This is a genomic window from Parasutterella secunda, assembly GCF_024733725.1.
Classification (GTDB): domain Bacteria; phylum Pseudomonadota; class Gammaproteobacteria; order Burkholderiales; family Burkholderiaceae_F; genus Aphodousia; species Aphodousia faecalis.
Genome location: NZ_JANRHP010000005.1, coordinates 134301 through 154371 on the forward strand (window position 1 = coordinate 134301; position 20071 = coordinate 154371).

The 20071-nt window shown below is 48.8% G+C and carries 19 protein-coding genes and 1 tRNA gene; 9 read left to right on the forward strand and 11 right to left on the reverse strand.

Features of this window, described 5'->3' with window-relative positions; all coding sequences use genetic code 11:
- Nucleotides 1-18 precede the first annotated feature (18 nt).
- A complete protein-coding gene (locus NW199_RS06565) occupies nt 19-819 on the reverse strand; it encodes an inositol monophosphatase family protein (protein ID WP_249092092.1) in 801 nt (266 codons plus the stop codon).
- A 95-nt stretch (nt 820-914) separates the two neighbouring features.
- Between NW199_RS06565 and NW199_RS06570 the strand changes: the two genes are divergently transcribed.
- A complete protein-coding gene (locus NW199_RS06570) occupies nt 915-1715 on the forward strand; it encodes an RNA methyltransferase (protein ID WP_258334023.1) in 801 nt (266 codons plus the stop codon).
- Nucleotides 1716-1816: 101 nt separating this feature from the next.
- Nucleotides 1817-1909 (forward strand) — tRNA-Ser (locus NW199_RS06575).
- A gap of 79 nt (nt 1910-1988) precedes the next feature.
- Here the strand turns inward: NW199_RS06575 and NW199_RS06580 are convergent.
- The 3 genes from NW199_RS06580 to NW199_RS06590 all read right to left on the reverse strand — a co-directional run bounded on the left by NW199_RS06580 (nt 1989) and on the right by NW199_RS06590 (nt 3181).
- The gene (locus NW199_RS06580) at nt 1989-2525 is read right to left on the reverse strand and encodes a hypothetical protein (protein ID WP_258334024.1); all 537 of its coding nucleotides are present in this window, start codon (nt 2523-2525) and stop codon (nt 1989-1991) included.
- A gap of 97 nt (nt 2526-2622) precedes the next feature.
- Entirely contained in the window at nt 2623-2853 is a 231-nt protein-coding gene (locus NW199_RS06585) for a helix-turn-helix domain-containing protein (RefSeq protein WP_022472169.1), read from the reverse strand.
- An 85-nt stretch (nt 2854-2938) separates the two neighbouring features.
- The gene (locus NW199_RS06590; protein ID WP_022472170.1) at nt 2939-3181 is read right to left on the reverse strand and encodes an ABC transporter substrate-binding protein; all 243 of its coding nucleotides are present in this window, start codon (nt 3179-3181) and stop codon (nt 2939-2941) included.
- A gap of 476 nt (nt 3182-3657) precedes the next feature.
- Here NW199_RS06590 and NW199_RS06595 point away from each other — a divergent pair, with 476 nt between their 5' ends.
- Nucleotides 3658-4899: an MFS transporter gene (locus NW199_RS06595; RefSeq protein ID WP_258334025.1), complete on the forward strand. Its 1242-nt coding sequence runs from the start codon at nt 3658-3660 to the stop codon at nt 4897-4899.
- 42 nt (nt 4900-4941) lie between these two features.
- On the opposite strand, the gene NW199_RS06600 is transcribed toward NW199_RS06595, so the two are convergent.
- From NW199_RS06600 to NW199_RS06625, 6 genes are all read right to left on the reverse strand, one after another.
- Complete coding sequence (locus NW199_RS06600) at nt 4942-6033, reverse strand: DmpA family aminopeptidase (protein WP_022472172.1); 1092 nt, start codon at nt 6031-6033, stop codon at nt 4942-4944.
- Between the two features lie 132 nt (nt 6034-6165).
- On the reverse strand, nt 6166-7320 hold the full coding sequence (locus NW199_RS06605) for a DmpA family aminopeptidase (protein ID WP_022472173.1): 1155 nt from the start codon (nt 7318-7320) through the stop codon (nt 6166-6168).
- 155 nt (nt 7321-7475) lie between these two features.
- Nucleotides 7476-10304 (reverse strand): valine--tRNA ligase, encoded by a 2829-nt coding sequence (locus NW199_RS06610; RefSeq protein ID WP_258334026.1) that lies wholly within the window; start codon nt 10302-10304, stop codon nt 7476-7478.
- A gap of 44 nt (nt 10305-10348) precedes the next feature.
- Nucleotides 10349-10714: a hypothetical protein gene (locus NW199_RS06615; RefSeq protein WP_249092100.1), complete on the reverse strand. Its 366-nt coding sequence runs from the start codon at nt 10712-10714 to the stop codon at nt 10349-10351.
- Entirely contained in the window at nt 10711-11154 is a 444-nt protein-coding gene (locus NW199_RS06620) for a DNA polymerase III subunit chi (protein ID WP_249092101.1), read from the reverse strand. The genes NW199_RS06615 and NW199_RS06620 overlap by 4 nt, the downstream gene beginning before the upstream one ends.
- A gap of 7 nt (nt 11155-11161) precedes the next feature.
- Nucleotides 11162-12637, reverse strand: a complete 1476-nt coding sequence (locus NW199_RS06625; RefSeq protein WP_258334027.1) for a leucyl aminopeptidase — start codon at nt 12635-12637, stop codon at nt 11162-11164.
- Between the two features lie 173 nt (nt 12638-12810).
- On the opposite strand from NW199_RS06625, the gene NW199_RS06630 reads away from it, so the two are divergent.
- The 6 genes from NW199_RS06630 to NW199_RS06650 all read left to right on the forward strand — a co-directional run bounded on the left by NW199_RS06630 (nt 12811) and on the right by NW199_RS06650 (nt 18680).
- The gene (locus NW199_RS06630) at nt 12811-13215 is read left to right on the forward strand and encodes a VOC family protein (protein WP_022472178.1); all 405 of its coding nucleotides are present in this window, start codon (nt 12811-12813) and stop codon (nt 13213-13215) included.
- 87 nt (nt 13216-13302) lie between these two features.
- Entirely contained in the window at nt 13303-13812 is a 510-nt protein-coding gene (locus NW199_RS06635; RefSeq protein ID WP_258334028.1) for a GNAT family N-acetyltransferase, read from the forward strand.
- 11 nt (nt 13813-13823) lie between these two features.
- The gene (locus NW199_RS06640) at nt 13824-15089 is read left to right on the forward strand and encodes a peptidase U32 family protein (RefSeq protein ID WP_258334029.1); all 1266 of its coding nucleotides are present in this window, start codon (nt 13824-13826) and stop codon (nt 15087-15089) included.
- A 173-nt stretch (nt 15090-15262) separates the two neighbouring features.
- Complete coding sequence (gene speFL, locus NW199_RS08815; protein ID WP_353477832.1) at nt 15263-15397, forward strand: leader peptide SpeFL; 135 nt, start codon at nt 15263-15265, stop codon at nt 15395-15397.
- Nucleotides 15398-15582: 185 nt separating this feature from the next.
- Nucleotides 15583-17742, forward strand: a complete 2160-nt coding sequence (speF, locus tag NW199_RS06645) for an ornithine decarboxylase SpeF (RefSeq protein ID WP_258334030.1) — start codon at nt 15583-15585, stop codon at nt 17740-17742.
- Between the two features lie 404 nt (nt 17743-18146).
- Complete coding sequence (locus NW199_RS06650; protein ID WP_258334031.1) at nt 18147-18680, forward strand: M15 family metallopeptidase; 534 nt, start codon at nt 18147-18149, stop codon at nt 18678-18680.
- A 65-nt stretch (nt 18681-18745) separates the two neighbouring features.
- Here the strand turns inward: NW199_RS06650 and dcuC are convergent, their stop codons facing one another.
- Nucleotides 18746-19990, reverse strand: a complete 1245-nt coding sequence (gene dcuC / locus NW199_RS06655) for a C4-dicarboxylate transporter DcuC (RefSeq protein ID WP_258334032.1) — start codon at nt 19988-19990, stop codon at nt 18746-18748.
- Nucleotides 19991-20071 lie beyond the last annotated feature (81 nt).

The following is a 20071-nucleotide window of genomic DNA, read 5'->3' on the forward strand; positions in this document are numbered from 1 at the left end:
ATGAAGTCTTTCGATTGCTTAGCGGATATCACCGTAGTTTTTATTAACCACGGCTAACAACTGACCGAATACTTTGGGGGTACCCGCTACGATTTGACCGGTCGAGAGGTAATCAGATTCTCCCTTAAAGTCGGTGACGAGTCCACCGGCTTCAAGCACTAAGAGAGAGCCAGCAGCAATGTCCCAAGCCTTGAGATTCGGTTCCCAGAAAGCATCCAAGCGACCGGCGGCAACATAGGCCAAGTCCAAAGAGGCGGCGCCTGCACGGCGGATACCGCTGGTGGTTTTAGCCAATTGACTGAAAACCTTCATAAAGGCTTCAACATCATCGGTTTTGCGGAAAGGAAAGCCCGCGCCAACCAAAGATTCAGCCATGGAGGTGCGCTTACTGACACGAATGCGTCGGCCGTTTAAAAAAGCGCCCACGCCGCGCGTAGCGGTGAAGATTTCGTTTTTAACGGGATCCGCGATAACGGCTTCAATAATCTCGTTTTCACGCTTTAAAGCGATGGAAACGGCATATTGAGGGAAGCCATGCAAGAAATTGGTCGTGCCATCCAAAGGATCAATGATCCATTGGAATTCACTTTTTTCAGGGCCGGTGAGGCCGTTTTCTTCACCTAAAATCTGGTGACGGGGATAGGCCTCACGCAAAATTTCGACCACAGTGCGTTCACAAGCGACGTCCACTTCGCTGACGTAGTCAGAATGACCTTTTTTGTGAACTTCCAGAGTAGAGAGGTTGTCGACAGCACGGTTAAGAATGGTGCAGGCCGCACGGGCGGCTTTCATCGCCGTGTTGAGCATCGGAGAACTCATCGTCAGAATCCTTCTTGAAAATTTAAATCAGTTGATGTGATAACTACGTGTAGAATCTAAACATTTTAATGATTTTTGGCTATTTAGCTTCTGAAATGTCAACTTCTGCCTTATCCCAACACGTCTGTTTTATTTTGGTGGAACCGGCGCACCCCGGCAACATTGGCTCGGCCGCGCGGGCTATCAAAACGATGGGTTTCAGAGATCTTCGAGTTGTGAGTCCTTGGGAAGAAAATTACCGCACTCACCCCGAGGCGATCGCTTATTCAACAAGCAGTGTGGATGTCCTTCAATCAAGTCGTTCCTATGGCTCACTCTTGGAGGCGCTTGAAGGTGTTCATTTTGCCTGGGCGATGTCGGGTTACGATCGTGAATTTGGCCCCGCCATCGAACCGGTGAGAGCTGTTGCCGAAAAAGCAGTCGATTTTGTAAAAGAGAAGCAGGGGAATATCGCTTTTGTTTTCGGTTGCGAACGAACCGGTCTTTCCAACGAGCAGATGGCAATGTGTCAAGGTTGCGCAGCCATCCCGGCCGACCCTGACTGCACTAGCCTGAATTTATCCCAGGCTGTTCAAATCATGGCTTATGAAATGCACATGGCGATGATGGATAAGACGATCACTCATGATGGGCTTTATGAGTGGCAGGAGCGATTCGCCGGTGAAAAACTCGCAGGACCTCAGGCAATTGAGGGCTTTTTAGCTCATTTTGAAGAGGCAATGATTCACTGCGGCGTGTTGGATCCCAAGGAGCCGAAGTTGTTTATGCCTCGAGTCAGAAGACTTTTTTCTCGAACGCAGCTCACTCAACCGGAAGTCGATTTATTAAGGGGAGTGTGTTCGCAGATTATTTCACCGAAAAGCGAAAGATCAGGTAAAAAATGCCCGAAAAAATAGCAAAGGTCTTTTCCGATTGACGACTGGTACAAAATGTAGTTGAAAAACAAATTTAAATCTTATAAAATCCCCATTCTTACTGAGCAACGCTCAGATTGTGCGGAGAAGTGGCCGAGAGGCTGAAGGCACACCCCTGCTAAGGGTGCAAGCTCGCAAAACGGGCTTCGGGGGTTCGAATCCCCCCTTCTCCGCCATTTTTATTCTTATAAATCAATAACTTAACAAATCCTCTCATATTTCAGGTGTTTCTCTTGGTATTTCATTTGACCAAGACTACATTGTGCAGCGCACAACAAGCCAAACGATTCCAATAACCATTGCTAAGGCCAGAATGCTTCGGGCTATTTGAAATGTTTTCGTAAGTTTGGGACGAACAATCGGTTTGGGTTCATAATCAGGCGAACAATAACTTTCAGCCAGAAATACTTCCCAAGCTCTTAGATCCAGCCGAAGGAGACTTCTTTTTCCATTTCTGAATTGCACATCAACGATTTTGTAGCCGTCGTTGCGATTTTTAGCGATGGTTGCGCCTCCAACACCACCAGGATTGCCAAAAATCATTTGTCCAACCCCGCCTCTGAATAAGGCGCTGAAGACATCTTTTTGAATGTCATCAATGGAATCAATCAGTTGATAGCTCTGAATAAAATCCTTGTTAAGCGGGATGAAACTGTCACTGCGCACCGTTCTAAAGCCTTGCGCTTCAATTTCTTTTTGGATGCGACAACTTTCCCGAAGCGGAAGCTGAATTTCATTGTTGTCAATTCGGTAGCCTTGGTAGTCTCCGGCAAGCACTCCGTTTTCAACCATCTTTCACTCCATCAAACCAACTCATGTGAATCATAAAGCAAAGCCTCGTAAGAGGATATCTTGCGAGGCTTGCAGAAATTTTGTGATTAAAACACAGCTAATCAATGCAGACTAAACGATAGCGGCGATCGCCAAAGCCGATTTTCTCCGCATGCTCAAGAATCCGTTCACCGTTTCGGCTCTCTATTCTTTCAATGAGCGAGTGACCATCGGGTGCTTCAGAGAGATAGCGGTTGTAAACCCAACGGGTGCAACCAAAGTGGTCAATCAGAGATTGACGCTGAAAGGTATTTGGATAGATCCTAAATTGATACGATACGAACGACATGTCAGAATCGTATCATGGTCAGATCTTATTGTTCAAGTATTTAATCGTCAGGATTTGATTTTTAGCAATCCTACGGATTGCCGTCTTATATCCACCTCATGAATGAGGTGGTTTTACGACGTTGGTGATAAACCGCGGCGTTGGCAGCGGAATTGAGTGACTCGTTTTGTGCGTGAACATCAAAGGTGTGAAAGTCCCCGGCGCTGCTCCAGCGAAAAACTTTTTCCTCTTGAGCGAAAGCATCGCTATATGCGCCGACCAATAGCAAGGAGATGGCCGATAGTGTTAAAGCGCGGCGTGTTACAGAAGCAGCGTGTTGAAATAACATGATGAAATCCCTTTAAAGTACATTGAAAAAACTTTTAACGTGAAGCTTTTTGCCATCGTGTACGGAGGAGATTTTTCTTTTTTTTTGTATCCGGTAACTCATCACATTTCCTTTTTTGGAGTTAGCCGCGAAACCGGATAGATAAGAAAAAGCCCGCATTTCGCGGGCTAATATTGGGGGTATTCAGTCAAGCGTAAATCGTCCAAGGCCCGCTACTAATGAGTGAGCCACCACCAACGGCGAGATTGAGCCAAAGAGGTTAAAGACGATTTTGCTTTCATGATGAAATCATTCTATATAGAGAATTAGAGCCAAAAAATAGGCTTTTTGGATTAATTTTTCTAGAAACTAAGGGCAACTACTCAGAAAAACAAAAAATATACGGTACTGATCATATGTGTCTGATGCTATAGAGAGCAGAAAAAAAAGTAGTAAGATACCCGGCCTTCTCTCTATTGCTTTTTATGCTGAATGAAATGGGTTCTGAAGCACCGCAAAGCGCCTTGCGCGCTATTTTTTCCCGTACGTTTGTTGCGATCTCGCTTATCAATATGCTAGGCATGATTGGCTACTACGCCATTTTTGTTGTTTGTACTCGCTATTTAATGGACGGTTTTTCTGCTTCTGCCTCAACGGCCGGTCTTGCGACGGGGATCGTTGTGATCGGTTGCCTGGTGGGTCGTTTTTTCACCGGCAGTATTATTCGTGATGTTGGCTATCGGCGTGTTTTAGGTATCGGAGTTTTCTTTTTCTTTTTAATGAACGTGGCTTATTTCTTTTCACACGAAATATGGCAGATTTTCTCCGTTCGTTTTATCTCAGGCGTAGCCATGGGCGTTATCGGCACGGCCACCGGTACCTATGTGGCTACGATTGTTCCCAGACAGTTTCATGGGCGCGGAATTTCGTATTTTTCGATGAGTACGGCTCTGGCGCTGTGCTTTGGTCCTTTTATCGGTATCGCGTTAATCGGCTCGCTGGGTTATGACGGTATTTTCAGTATCGCTACGGGATTGTCTGCTGTCAGTCTTCTTTTGATGTGGTTTGTCATTGATGTCACGCCCTCCAAAGATCAAAAACGTGAGAAAAAGAGTCTCTCACTTGACGATTTCATTGACAAACGTTTGGTGCCCTTCAGTATCTTTGTCGGTATCGTTTGTTTGACCTGGGGCAATGTTCAGGCGCTGCTCGCCGATTATGCAAAAACGTATGACGTGGTGGCTGCCGCTTCAAGCTTTTTCCTTTTGTACGCGGGAGCAAGCTTACTCACGCGTCCGATAACGGGAAAATTCTATGATGCTCATGGTCCGGTAGTGTTAATTTTCTCAACACTCGTGTTAATGATTGTGGGGCTTTTGTTGCTTGCATCTCACGCAGGCAGTTGGGTGGTTCTGTTAGCCGGCGCCATCATGGGCTTGGGATTCGGAAACTTTCAATCACTTTCTCAAGTTTCCGGTATTTCTTTAGTGCCGCGTGAGCGGTTTGCTCAGGCTACGAGCACCATTTTCATCTTCTTTGACTTGGGTGTGGGCATGGCTCCGTACTTATCCGGTTTTTTGGTTCAGCCGGTGGGTTACGCGGGCATTTTTGCCATTAACGCCGCCGTTGTTGCCCTCACCATTCCGCTTTATTGGATTGTCTGGAAAAAGCGTCCGCAAAAACTTAACGTGGGGCACGAAGCTTTGACGGCTAATCAAATTAAAAACGAAGAGAACTAAAAAAGGCCGGCAGCGTTATTTGAACCGGCCTTACTAAGTCAATTAACCAATTTTTGCGTGTTTGCGCATCATTTCCATGACTTTATCAAGAGGCAGAGCCTTAATGACTCGGCCGTCATGAGTCGGGGTGTCGTGTGCCGCAAAAAGTGAATTGATGATGGCTTCTTCGGTGGCTTCAATGGTAGCCATGAAAATCGGGGTCATATCATCGTTGCGAACGACAGACATGGTTTGTTTGGCCAGTTTTTTAGCTTTGTGTTCCACCCGAACACTTTCGTTGGTCGAAAACGCAATCACAAAGTCTCCGGAACCGTTTGAGGCAACGCCGCCCGTTTTAGCCAGTCCCATAAAGGCCCGTTTGGCCACTCGTTCCAAATTTCTGGCTTCAAGCGGGGCATCGGTGGCGACAATCATCATGATGGAGCCATCGGCGCACTCAATTTCTTTTTGATAGGGGAAGCCTCCTAGTGCCTTGCCTACCTCAACGCCATTAATATTTAAAAGTCCGCCGAAATTGCTCTGTACGAGCACCCCTACGGTGTAGCCACCCATATTGTCCGGCAGTTTACGGGAAGCCGTACCGATGCCACCTTTAAAGTTAAAAGCCTTTGTCCCCGTACCGGCCCCGACTCCGCCTTCTTCAACCGGACCGTCTTTGGCTTCGACAATAGCCTTTAAAACATCCTCCCTGGTGACAAAACGCTTGCGGATATTGTTGATCGCTCCATCATTGGTTTCGCCCACAACGCAATTAACGGACTCAACAGAGTCGTTTTCCTTGAAGCTGAAAACGTAATCAATGATGCCATCAATGGCGGAGGCTAAATTTAAAGTATTGGTTAAAACAATGGGCGTTTCGATATTTCCGAGCTCTTTGACCTGAGGGTAACCCACCATCTTGCCGAAAGCATTACCCAAGAAAATACCGGCTGCGACTTTGTGCTGAAAAATATTGCCGTCGTGAGGAAGAATGGCTGTCACACCGGTACGCATCCCTTTGGCATCGTCAATCAAAGTGACTTGGCCGACTTTAACGCCCTTGACGTCGGTGATAGCGTTATAGGTGCCGGTCGGCAGGACGCCGAAAGAGATGCCCCATTCACGGGGTCGTTTTCCTTGAAAATGTTCAGTCATGATGCGTGTTCCTTTCCGAGAATCGGCCTCAAGCCGATCAAACGTCATTCAAATTAGGCTAACTTTAACAAAAGAATCCGCCGATCACTACAGTCACCGGCGGATTCTGCGGTTTAATCAGATGAAGTCAGATTATTTCTTAGAAACAATCTTATTGTGTTCTTTCATCATTTGCATGACCTTATCAACAGGCAAAGCCTTCACGGTCGTGCCCTTGTAGGTCTTCGTATCTTTCGCGGCAAATAACGAATTGACAATGGCTTCTTCCGTGGCTTCAATCGTTGCCATGAACAAAGGCGTCATGTTGTCGTTTTGCACCACATCGCGCTTGAGCGTTTCGTTAGCCTTGGCATCATAGGGCACACGCATGGACTTGTTCGTCGAGAAGGCGATCACGAAGTCACCGGAACCGTTCGAAGCCACGCCACCGGCCTTGCCCATACCGAGCCAAGCGCGCTTGGCAACGCGTTCAAGGTTGCGGGAGCTCAACGGAGCGTCGGTGGCCACAATCATCATGATGGAGCCGTCAGCGCTTTCAATTTCTTTTTGGTACGGATAGCCGCCCAATGCTTCGCCCACTTCGACGCCATCAATATTGAGTAAACCGCCAAAGTTCGTTTGCACCAAGACACCAACCGTATAACCGCCCATGGACTTCGGCAGTACACGGGAAGCCGTACCGATACCGCCCTTGAAACCAAAAGCGATTGTGCCGGAACCGGCTCCTACACAGCCTTCTTCAACTGGACCGGACTTGGCAGATTGAATGGCTTTCAAAACGTCAGAGGGTTTAACGAAACGGGCGCGAATGTCGTTGATGGAACCGTCATTGGTTTCACCGACAATGGCGTTGACCGAGCGCACATCATCGTTATCCTTAAACGAGAAGGTGTAGTCGATGATGCCGTCAATACCGGCGGCTACGTTAAGCGTGTTGGTAAGAACGATAGGCGTTTCGATATTGCCTAATTCCTGAACTTGCGGATAACCCGTCATCTTGCCGAAAGCATTGGCAAGGAAAACACCAGCGGGCACTTTGTTCTTAAAGATGTTGTCCGTGTGAGGAACAATGGCGGTGACACCCGTGTGCATACCTTTCTTTTCGTCAACGAGGGTGACTTGACCGACAAGCACGCCTTTGACGTCCGTAATAGCGTTGTTGGCACCCGGATGCAATACGCCGATTTCGATTCCCATGTCACGCGGACGGTCAGCGGCCAATGCAAGGCTTGAAGCGGTCAACGTAGCGGCCATCAAGATACCAGCGGCAATTTTTGTTAATTTCATAGTATTGGCTCCTTCTTATAGAACGCACGTAAGGTATACGTGCCCTTCCCCAAGATACTCCGCTTTTTGACTCTCGGTGTAATCCAAAACCTTAAGAAAAAACCCGAGCATCCGATCGGATGACTCGGGTTGGGTGATGGAAATTCTCGATGAAATTAAGCTTTAGGCAGCTTATCGAGCTGTTCCTGGACCTTTGCTAAGAGCTTAGTGAAGTTTGCCAGGCGTTCACGTTCTTGATTGACGACTGCTTCCGGGGCGCGAGCCGTGAATTTTTCGTTCGAAAGCTTGGCATTGGCTTTGGCGATTTCGCCTTCTAAGCGAGCGGCTTCCTTACCTAAACGTTCACGTTCAGCGGCCACGTCAATTTTCACAACCAGCATGAGTTTATAGTCTTCAACAATAGCAACCGGGGCGATCGAGCCTTCGTTTGCCTTGTTGATGTCTTCGCAAATCGTCACTTCACTGACGCGAGCCAAATGCATAATGTACGGAGCCACCGTCTTCAACACATCTTCATTGCCTTGAACAGCCAATGGGATGCGTTGAGAGGGCGAGAGCTGCATTTCGCCACGCAGGTTGCGAACCGCGTCAATCATTTGCTTTGTGAGTGCCATCTTATGATCGGCTCCGGTATCTTCACCGGCAAAAGAGGCTTGCGGATAATCTTGAATCATCACGCTGGTTTCTTCGTCCTCATTGCGGGTACCGGCCACAACGCTCACTTTTTGCCACAACTCTTCCGTAATAAACGGAATAATCGGATGAGCTAAACGAAGCACGGCTTCCAACACCGTGATCAAGGTATGACGCGTGGCGCGTTGCTGGGCTTCGGTGCCGTTAGCAAGCTGCACCTTAGATAATTCCAGATACCAGTCGCAGTATTGATCCCAAACGAAGGAGTAGATAGCGTTGGCGGCATTATCCAAACGCCATTCCGCAAAGGCTTTTTCCACTTCGCCAATCGTGCGGTCCAATTCACGAAGAATCCATTCGTCCACGAAAGAGCGTTCTTGCGGCAGGCTTGCATCCAATCCGCAGTCCTTGCCTTGAACGTTCATAAGCACAAAGCGTGTGGCGTTCCAAAGTTTATTGCAGAAGTTGCGGTAGCCTTCAGCGCGGCGCAAGTCAAAGTTGATGTTGCGGCCAAGCGTGGCGTAGGCGGCCATGGTGAAACGCAAGGCATCGGCGCCGTGCGGGGCAATGCCGTTGGGATAATTTTTGCGAAGTTTCTTTTCAACCTGCGGAGCCTTTTCCGGCTGACGCAAGCCGCGCGTGTTTTTCTTCACCAGGCTTTCGAGATCAATGCCGTCCATGATGTCGAGCGGGTCAAGCGTGTTGCCTTCGCTCTTAGACATCTTCTTGCCTTCAGCGTCACGCACCAAGCCGTGCAGGTAAACACCCTTGAAGGGGACTCGGCCCGTGAAGTAACGAGTCATCATCACCATACGGGCAACCCAGAAGAAGATGATGTCATAGCCCGTCACGAGCATGGAGCTCGGTAAGAAAAGATCATAGCCTTCGCTAGCCATCTTTTCCCTATCGGGCCAGCCAAGGGTGGAGAAGGGGACCATGGCAGAAGAGAACCACGTATCCAGAACATCTTCATCACGCGTCAGCTTCACGCCGGCTCCGGCCTGAGCCTGAGCTTCCTCTTCGTTATGAGCAACGTAAACGTTGCCTTTTTCGTCGTACCAGGCCGGAATCTGATGACCCCACCAAAGCTGACGGGACAAGCACCAGTCTTGAATGTTTTCGAGCCACTGACGATAAACACCACGCCATTCTTTGGGCTGAATATTGACTTCACCGGACTCAACGGCCTCAAGACCGATTTCACCGATGGATTTGCCGGGGAAGTGGGCCGTGGCGGGAGCCGGTTTGCTCATGGCCATGTACCACTGTTCGGACAACATGGGTTCGACCACTTCGCCCGTACGGGAGACTCTCGGCACCATGTGCTTGTGATCCTTAATGCCCACCAAAAGTCCTTGAGCTTCCAAGTCCTTGATGACCGCCTTACGAGCTTCATAGCGATCCATGCCGCGGTATTTTTCCGGGACATTGTTATTCATCTTGGCGGTCTTGGTTAAAACCGACATCGGCGTAAGGTTGTGGCGCTGACCGACTGCAAAGTCGTTAAAGTCGTGCGCAGGGGTGATCTTCACGCAACCGGAGCCAAACTCACGATCAACGTATTCATCAGCGATTACCGGGATGGTGCGGTTGCAAAGCGGCAGAACTAATTCTTTGCCAATAAGCGATTGATAGCGTTCATCTTCCGGGTGCACGGCCACGGCTTGGTCGCCGAAAAGTGTTTCCGGACGGGTGGTTGCCACCACAACGCCTTCACCGCCGTCGGCGGCCGGGTAGCGGATTTCCCAAAGGTGCCCGTTTTCTTCAACGCTTTCGACTTCCAGGTCGCTCACGGCGCTTTGCAGCTTCGGATCCCAGTTCACCAAACGAGTGCCGCGATAGATCAAACCGTCGTTGTAGAGTTTGACGAATGTATCTACGACCACCTTGGAGAGTTTTTCGTCCATGGTGAAGTACAGACGATCCCAGTCAACCGAGTCACCCATGCGGCGAATCTGCTGCAAAATCGTGCCGCCCGAGAACTTTTGCCATTCCCACACACGCGCAATGAAGTCTTCACGCTTCATATCGCGGCGATTCAGTCCTTCTTTTTCAAGCTGACGTTCAACAACAATTTGCGTGGCAATACCGGCGTGGTCGGTTCCCGGGACCCAAGTCGTGTTGTAGCCCTTCATACGGTGGTAGCGCACAAGCGTATCCATTACCGTCTGGTTAAAAGCGTGCCCCATGTGCAAAATGCCCGTGATGTTGGGCGGGGGCAGCTGGATGCTGAAGGAAGGTTTCGTGGGGTCAAGTTTGCCGGCAAAGTAGCCGCGCTTTTCCCACGTTTCGTACCAGCGCTTTTCAATTTGTGCCGGTTCAAAGCTCTTGGCAAGTTCTTCAGTACTCATTTTTCAATCTTTCAAAACTAAAGTTTTTACAAATTCGGTGTTCGTTACGACAAATTGGAACGTTTGTCGGATTGTACGATTTTTTCAATCTCTTCATGAACCGCTTCTTTGACGGCGGCTCGTAATTGATTGGTCAGGTCAGCGCGCAGACGATGGTAACTATTGTTAATAGCCATACTTAAAATGTCGTCCATCTGTGCCGATACATTCTCGGCGATTCGGTCGCCCGCGAGCACCAACGCCATTTCTTGATCGGACAGCGAAGAGGCGTTTTGGCCATGACCGGGCATGCCGACCGGTTCAAGCACACGGCTTAGTTTTTCCCACGAGACATTGATTCGGTCGTTCAGAACGGGGATGTCATCGTGATGGGCGATGGTGGGCTCTTTTCGCAGTAATTCATTGGTCATGCGTGTTGTGCTCCTTGGTCATGGGCGACGGGAGCCAGCCCCGCCGACCGGTAAATCTTAAAACGCTCGCGCGCAGGCTGCCGCTCAGACTCTGCCGCCCCGACGATATCAATCACCCGCCCAAAACGGCTAAAGAGACTCTTCCAGTCATCGGGAACTTCATCATCGAGCAATAACAAAACATCTCGAGCAGGCAAGAGCTTTTCGTCCGTGTGGTAAACAATCGGCGTTTCGGCCGCCAATTCATCATCGGCGGCAACGTGGGGGTAGAAACCCGTCGGCTCGAAACTCCAGAGTTGACGGACAAAGAAATCAAGCCTATGCGCATCGCGCGTCCACACGGCCACCGTCATGTTGTTGGCACGTGCTTTGCGTACAACCCGGCAGGCGTAAAGCAGCCTGTTGGGAACGTTAAAGTGAAAGTCGATTCGTTGCGCCATTTCTTTTTTACTCAGCGACGCTGGCCATTTGGTGCAAAAGCATCATCAAAAGCGCCACGGGACGACCGGTGCTGTGCGCGTCTTTACCGGACTTATAAGCTGTAGCAGCCACGTCAAGGTGAGCCCACGGTGTTTCATCGTCGACAAATTGGCTTAAAAATGTTGCGGCTACGCAGGATCCGCCCACTCCGCGCGGGCCGGTGTTAACGCAATCGGCAACATTGCTCTTAATTAATTCTTTAAAGCGGCGGCCGCCAAAGGGCAGAGCCCAGACAGGGTCGTGAGCGACATCGGCAGAGGTTTCTACCATGTCACACAAAACGGGGTCGTTGACAAAAAGACCGCTGATATCCGAACCCAAGGCCACTTGAACGGCACCGGTGAGCGTTGCCACATCAATAATGGCTTGCGGCTCAAAGCGCGAGGCGTATGTTAGGGCATCGGCCAAAATCAATCGACCTTCAGCATCGGTATTGGTGATTTCTACGGTTTTGCCCGAAAGTGTCTTGATAACGTCGGAGGGTTTGTAGGCTGCGCCATCGGGTAAATTTTCACAGGCAGGAATTAAAGCCACAAGATTGATCGGCCACTTTTCTTTGGCGATCGCTTCAAAAACAGCTAAAACCGCTGCGCCGCCAGCCATATCAAACTTCATCTCAGTGATATGCGCTGAAGGTTTAAGGCACAGACCGCCGGCATCCAAAGTGATTGCCTTGCCAACCAAGCAGACGGGCGATTCGTTTTTGCCTGCGCCGCTGTAGTGCAGTTCAATAAAGCGCGGCGCTTCACGGGAACCTTGCGCCACGGCAAGGAAGGCATTCATGCCGATTTTTCGAGCGGCTTTTTCATCATGAATCTTAACTGTGACACCTTTGACGGACGCAAGTTTCTTTGCTTCATCGGCCAGATACGATGGCGTGCAGATATTGGCAGGAAGATTCCCCCAAACTTTGGCACGATTGATGGCCGATGCAATTGCTTGACCGATCTCGGCCGTTTGGGTTAACGCGATGCCTTTTTGTCTGACGATAATGTTGACATGGCGCTTTTCCAATAGTTTTCTGTTTTCTTCCGTGAGCGGTTCAAAAGCAGTGCCGGCGGCGATCGCCAGTTGTAAAACGGACCACTCTTCGGTCTTATTTTCTAAACACCAATCGGAGAGTAAAACCGAAACCGATTCTGCCCGAGTGGCAGCCAATGCAGCCCGTGCGGCGCGTGTGAACGCATCTTCGTCAAACTTTTCCTGTGGTCCCAGACCGACCAAAATCAATTCTCGGGCAGACATTCCCATCGGGCGCAACACGCGCGTCACCTCGCCGAGCCCAGCTTTAAAACCATCAACAGACACCATGTCGCTGATGGACTGATCGAGCCCCTCGACTTTGCTCTCAGAGCGAGTGGTCTTTGTCTTTTCAAACAAGCCGATGATGAGTGCTTGTGAGTTGATTTTTTCAATAGATTGGATCTTGACGGTCAGTTTCAATTCCGGCGTCCTTCAAAAGAATTCTCTGAAACTACTCATTTTAATAAAAACGTTTTGTTTTTCCTACGCTTTTTCTAGGCAAAAACGCGGTCAAAAGAGCGAAAAAAGCAATGGCAGCGTCTATAATAAATCCGTTACTTTGACAATCGCACAGTTTATTAGGAGTTCGAAACATGACGGCTTATCCGAAATTACGTCTGTCTCGCCAAACAAAAGATATTGAATTGTTGTTGCCTTTTTATCGTGACGGTTTGGGTTTTGAAGTACTCGATCGCAGTGAAAATGTTGACGGCATGGACACCGTGCTCTTGGGTCATAAGGATTGGCCGTATCAGTTTGAATTTTCTCAGGTCAGAGGCAGTGAAGGCGCTCCGCGTGCGCCGTCGGCTGAGCATTATCGGGTCTTTTGTATTGAAGAGGAAGAACATTGGAGCGCTCGGTTGGCGGCCATGTTCCAAGCCGGTGTACCTCAGGTGACACCGCCCGTGCAGTATGTCAACGGAAAGTGGCCTTGTGTGGCCTATGAAGATGCCGATGGCTATCGCGTGGTGCTTGTACACGGTAAGTGGAAAAAATAATCTTTGATTTGAATTCGGGCGGTTTTGACCGCCCGCGGCGCCCAGGCCCTGTCGACCCCGGGCGCTTCTTTTTTAGGAGCTTAGAGCGTGATTCAGCTTCGTTATGCAACGATTGACGATGCGGAGGCTTTGGCAGGGGTGGAAAGTGCTTCTTTCCCGCCCGCGGAAGCTTGCAGTTTGGAAAATTTTAAAAAGCGTCTGGCGGTTTTTGCCGACTGTTTCATTGTGTTGGAAGAAGATGGCAATATCTGCGGCCTCATCGACGGCATGGTGACCGATCAGCAAACGATTACCGATGATCTTTACGAAGATGCGTCACTGCATAACCCCAATGGTGCCTGGCAAAGCGTGTTCGGTTTGGCAGTATTGCCCCAGAAAAGACATCGCGGCTACGCCTCGTTATTAATGATGGAAATGATTGAGAAGGCACGCAACGAAAACCGCCGCGGTCTGATTTTGACTTGTAAAGAAGAGCTGATTGCCTTTTACGAGCAATTTGGCTTTATGAACAAAGGACTTTCAGCCTCCGTTCATGGGGGAGCCGCTTGGTATGACATGGTGCTTGATTTCGAGCACCAGCCCGCATCAGGATTTTAGGATTGAAACCAATGCTTAAACGAAGTGATTTTGAAATCATGGCTCCCGTGGGCTCGAGAGAGTCCCTTTATGCAGCTATCCAAGCCCATGCTGATGCCGTTTATTTTGGGGTTGAAAATCTCAATATGCGTGCCCACTCGGCAAAAACCTTTACGATTGCCGATCTAAAAGAAATTGCAGGGATTTGCCGTGAACACGGTATCAAGAGTTATCTGACGGTCAATACCATCATTTACGATGAAGAACGTCCCTTGATGCGTGAAATTTTAGAGGCGGCTAAAGAGGCGGGGATTGACGCAATCATTGCCTCGGATGTCGCGGTCATGAGCTACTGCCGGCAAATTGGCCTTGAAGTCCATCTGTCAACGCAATTGAACATTTCCAACGTCGAGTCACTTCGCTTTTTCTCTCAATTTGCCGATGTTGTGGTCTTAGCCCGAGAGCTCACGCTCAAGCAAGTGACGGCCATTTCCAAAGCCATTGAGGAAGAAAAAATTTGCGGCCCTTCTGGCAAATTGGTTCGTATTGAAATGTTCTGCCACGGCGCGCTTTGCATGGCGGTGAGCGGCAAGTGTTACCTGAGTCTTTCCACCCGTGGTTACAGCGCCAATCGCGGCAGCTGCATTCAAACCTGTCGTCGTTCCTACATAGCGAAAGATAAGGAGCGCGATATTGAATTTGAAATTGACAATGAATACATCATGAGTCCGAAAGATCTGAAGACCATCGGATTCTTGGACAGAATGGTGAAAGCGGGCGTTCGGGTTTTTAAAATTGAAGGACGGGCGCGGGGACCGGAATACGTTCGCACGGTCGTTGAGTGTTACGACGAAGCGTTAAAGGCCATCGCCGAAGATCGTTGGACTGAGGAGCTCTCTCAGTCATGGGACGCGCGGCTGGCGACGGTTTTTAATCGAGGCTTTTGGGATGGTTTTTATCTGGGACAGCCCGTCGGTGAACTCACCGAGCACTATGGCTCAAGAGCGACGGAAAAGAAGTTTTATACGGGCAAGTGCTTAAAGTATTACTCTAAATTAGGTGTGGCTGAATTTTTGGTTCAGGCGCAAAACTTTAAACTTGGAGAAAAGCTTTTAATCACGGGACCGACAACCGGAGCTGTGTACGTAACGCCTGAAAAAATTCTTGTTGATGACGTAGCGGTTGAAAACATTCAAAAGGGAATGGATATCACTTTCAAAGTGGCAGAAAAAGTTCGTGAAAACGATAAGCTCTACGTCGTGAGGACGGTTACTGCAGACGAAGAAGACGTCCAGTAAGAATATTTTTCAGCCAACATTGTCAATCCCTGTCCTGATGGATGGGGATTTTTTTACTAAACGAATATCGATACTGTTGTTTGTTTTTAAAGAATTTTTATGTAAAAATGAAAAGCGTTGATGTAAAAATACATTAACGAAGTATAGGAGAGATTGCATTTAGGAGAACCAAAATGCATGTGAATCACTGGGTGCAAAATGCTGTGATTCGTCGAATACGGCACATTACGTGTTTTAGCTGTCGCTCTTGCTTTAGCTATTGTCGTTTTTCCGCCTCCTCCAACGATTCTTCCGCCACGTTTGGTTAGGCCCGTATCGTTAGGGCTGAACTGACGAAATTTCTCTCGTCAAACTTCCACCATATAAAATTTGATTCTGTTACGGCTAATGTTGCCCAAGAGCATCGAATAAACGGTGTTTAGTGAATGGGGAAACCTCCTTGAGAGGTGTTGAGCAACGCGCAGTGATGGAATTTTTCTAAGGATAACCAATTATGAAACAATTAAAAGTTGCCGTAAGCGCTGGCTTGGAAGATGTTTTTGAATCCATTCATGAGCAAGTTCCCGTAAAGGGGGCAGACTGGATGGAAGTGTCCGCGGTTGTTTTAAGCAGTGAAGATCTTCGGGCCGGCAAGCTCGAAGAGGTGCAGTCCCTTCACTTGGGAATTCCGGTTTTTGCCGTTTCCGATGACCCATCTCAATTGCCGGTCGGACAACTTTATGGCGTGATGGATACCAATCCGACCAACAAAGCTTTTTATGGGCGTCAAGTCGATAACGCGGCTCAAAAGTATGAAGAACAGTTACTGCCGCCATTCTTTGGGAGCCTTGAAAAGTATGTTCAAGCGGGCAACCTTCAGTTTGACTGCCCGGGGCACCAGGGGGGCGCGTTCTTCCGTCGCCACCCGGCAGGCCGCGCTTTCTACAATTTTTTCGGCGAATCTATTTTCCGTGCTGACCTTTGTAATGCCGACGTTTCCATGGGCGATTTGCTGATTCACGAAGGCGCTCCATGTGCCGCGCAAAAAGCGGCCGCTAAAATTTATAACGCTGATAAAACCTACTTCGTTTTAAACGGTACGTCGGCTTCAAATAAAGTCGTGTTGAATGCCGTTTTAGCTCCGGGCGATTTAGTGCTTTTTGACCGTAACAATCATAAATCCAACCACCATGGTGCGTTGCTTCAAGCTGGCGCAACCCCTGTTTATCTTGAAACAGCCCGCAATCCCTATGGTTTTATCGGCGGCATTGACGCTCATTGCTTCAATGAAGAATATCTGCGCGGTTTGGTGCGTGAAGTCGCTCCTGAAAAAGCCGATCAAAAGCGCCCCTTCCGCTTGGCTGTGATCCAATTGGGCACCTATGACGGCACAATCTATAACGCTCACCAAGTGGTTGACTCCATCGGTCATCTCTGTGATTACATCCTTTTTGACTCTGCCTGGGTGGGCTACGAGCAATTTATCCCGATGATGAAGGACTGCTCGCCGCTGCTTCTTGAACTTGGCCCCGAAGATCCCGGTATCTTTGTGACTCAATCGGTTCATAAGCAGCAAGCCGGTTTCTCACAAACTTCTCAAATTCACAAAAAGGACAGCCACATCAAGGGGCAGGATCGCTATGTGCCTCACAAGCGTTTAAATAACGCCTTTATGATGCATGCTTCCACGAGTCCCTTCTATCCGCTTTTTGCCGCGTTGGATGTTAACGCCAAGATGCATGAAGGGGAGTTGGGCAAGGCCTTGTGGCTTGATTGTGTCAAGGTGGGGATTGAAGCCAGAAAATTACTTTTGAAGACCTGCCACCATATCCGTCCCTTTGTGCCGACCGTTGTGGACGGCCGTCCGTGGGAAAGCTTTGAGACCGAAGAAATGGCTCGTGATTTGAAGTTTTTTGATTTCAAGCCCGGTGAAAAGTGGCACGCTTTCGAAGGCTATGGCGAACACCAATATTTTGTTGACCCCTGTAAATTCCTTTTAACGACGCCGGGAATCAACACCGAAACCGGGGAATATGATGATTTTGGCGTACCGGCAACCATTCTTGCCAACTACTTGCGTGAAAACAATATCATCCCTGAAAAGTGTGACTTAAATTCCATTCTTTTCTTAATGACTCCTGCCGAAGACATGGCGAAGATGACGCACTTGGTCACTCAAATCAAGCGATTTGAAGAGTTGCTTGATGCTGACGCCCCCTTGTCTGAAGTCTTACCCAGTGTCTATTCGGCTAACGAAGAACGCTACCGCGGTTACACCATCCGTCAGCTTTGCCAAGAAATGCACGACTTCTACAGAAGCCGCAATGTGAAGCAATTGCAAAAGGAAATGTTCCGTAAGGCTCATTTCCCGAAGATGGCCATGCAGCCGCAGGAGGCTCACTTTGAATTCATCCGCGGTCATGTGGAATTGGTGCCGCTTGAAAAGGCCGAAGGCCGCATTGCCGCTGAAGGTGCTCTGCCTTATCCGCCGGGCGTGCTTTGTTGTGTGCCAGGTGAGGTTTGGAGTGACGCGGTGTTGCAATACTTCTTGGCACTTGAAGAAGGCATCAACCGCATGCCGGGCTTTTCACCCGAACTTCAAGGCGTTTATATCCAGCAGGACGCTGACGGCAGAAAGCGTGCGTACGGCTACGTGATTAAAGAAAAAGCCTGATTTAGTGTTCCACAAGAATTCAATCAAAAATAGACGGCCGAAGGTGTTTGCCTTCGGTCCGTAAGGTTTCTTTTGTCTCAATCAAGAAAAAGTTGGGCGCCTTTGAATTGACCATTTTGACGTTGCCAAACAATTTCAGGCTAAGACAGTTCGTTACAATGCAAGCAAGGCAATCAATAGGCGATGTTTCAGAAATGGCGATCAGTTTAAATAGGATTTTCTTTTTTCCTCTTTTCTCATTATGTTTTCTTGCCAATGCGCAAAGTTTAGAAAGCCTGCTTGCGGATGAATCAAAAATAAGCCACTGGCAAGCCGCTTCTTTCGTTTCTGAAGAAGGTGTTCAGGCTTTTTGCGATCAACAATGCTTTTCAGCTTCACCTATTGCAGACGAAATCTTCGATCGGATGAAAGGGAATTCATATCCTGCCAATTGCACAGTTTCGAGAGAAAAGTTGCGCTATCTGAAAGTGCTGCATTACACCGCTGACAACCGTATCCGTTTAGGTGAAATGGTTGTCAATCAGGCTATCAGTCAGGATGTTTTAGACGTTTTCAAAATCCTTTTTAAAAACCGCTATCCGATCGAAAAAATGGTGCTAATTGATAACTACGGGGCCGATGACGAGAAATCCATGAGTGAGAATAATTCATCAGCTTTTAATTTCAGATTTGTTCAAGGTACTCGAGTGTTATCGAATCACAGCCACGGAATGGCTATCGATATCAATCCGCTCTTCAATCCCTATGTGGTTAAAACCGATAAAGGAACGTTTGTCAGTCCCAAAGCCGGTATGCCGTACGTGGATCGAGAACAAAATTTTGTCTATAAGATTAGCGCCGATGATTTGTGTGTTCAAGAGTTTAAGAAAAGAGGCTTTGAGTGGGGCGGAGACTGGAAAACGCGAAAAGACTATCAGCATTTTGAAAAAACAAAATAACGGTCTTATAAAAAACGCCGACATCGAGATGATATCGGCGTTTTGATAATGGTTTGATGATTAGATTAGAAAACGATATAGGTCACAATCATCAAGACGATACAGGCGGGAGCTGTGCGCTTTACGATTTCCATCGGATTGACGCCTGCAAGGCCTGCGACCAAAATCACGCCGCCCGCCAAGGGAGAGGCCGTACGGCCGATACCGCCAGTGATAGCAGCGAGCATACCCAAATCAGGGATAGTCATACCGAAGGAGGCGGCATGAGGTGTGACCGCTTCGTTAAAGGCAAAGGCTGCTGCGTCGCCCGAACCCGTCAAAACACCTAAGAGGAATGGACCGACACTGCCGCCGATCTTGGCCCATTCGCTGGAGTTTTGAAGGAAGTTGATCAAAATATCAATGACGCCGGCCGCGCGCAAACCGGCCGCAAATACGCCGGCAGCGATGATAATACCGAGGATCTTGGCGTAGCCGCTGCCCATGCCGTCGAAGAATTTCTTCGTGCATTCAGCCGGGCTCGTTCTCGTCACAGCCAAAGCATAAATGGCACCGATCAACATAGCCGTGGCCACAGAGATCTTCACATTGAAGTAGAGCGTGCAAAGCAGCAACAAGGCGATCGGAACAAGCGGAGCGATAGCGTAGGCAAGGTTAATCTTTTCAGGCAAATTGGATGCTCTTTGTTCACCGTTATTTTCAGCAACGGCTCCTTTTTCCGGGCGCTTATAGTCCTTATAGACAATGCAGACGATCGTCAGCATGACCATGAAGGCAACGACGATAATCAGAAGTTTTGTGGACATCGCTGAAATCAAATCCATTACTTCCATGTTGGCCATCTTGGCAACGAAAACGTCGTGGGAGACGCCGGGGTTGTAGAAGGCGCCAAACGAAGAAGCAACCAAGCAGCTTGCGGCGATCGCGGGCTTGAAGCCGGCGCGCACCAAAATCGGAATCAAAGTCGGGCCGACAGCAGCGCACAAGCCCGCCGTGGAGGGAATGGCCACCGAGCAGAAAGAAGCGACGGCCATGCTGGCAGGCAAGAGGAAAATACCCATGCTGCGCAACGACTTCATTAAGAGGGCGACCAATTGGACATCGCACTTCGTCAGAGAAATAACGCCGGCAAAACCCATGGCCGAGCAAATGGCGATAATCAATGAGGCATTGGTCATTGATTTATCAAATGGTTGGAAGGCGGTGAGCGGCTCAAGCGAAGCAATGGCCATAATCAAGCCTGCCGCAATCAACACCATACGTGTTTCATAGCGTTTGATCAGACCGTAAATCGTCAAGCAGACGACCACGATACTGACAATTACCGCGAGTTCCGTAAAGCCCCGGCATTCATGCCGAGGATATAAGGAACGCCAATGTCAATTGGCTAC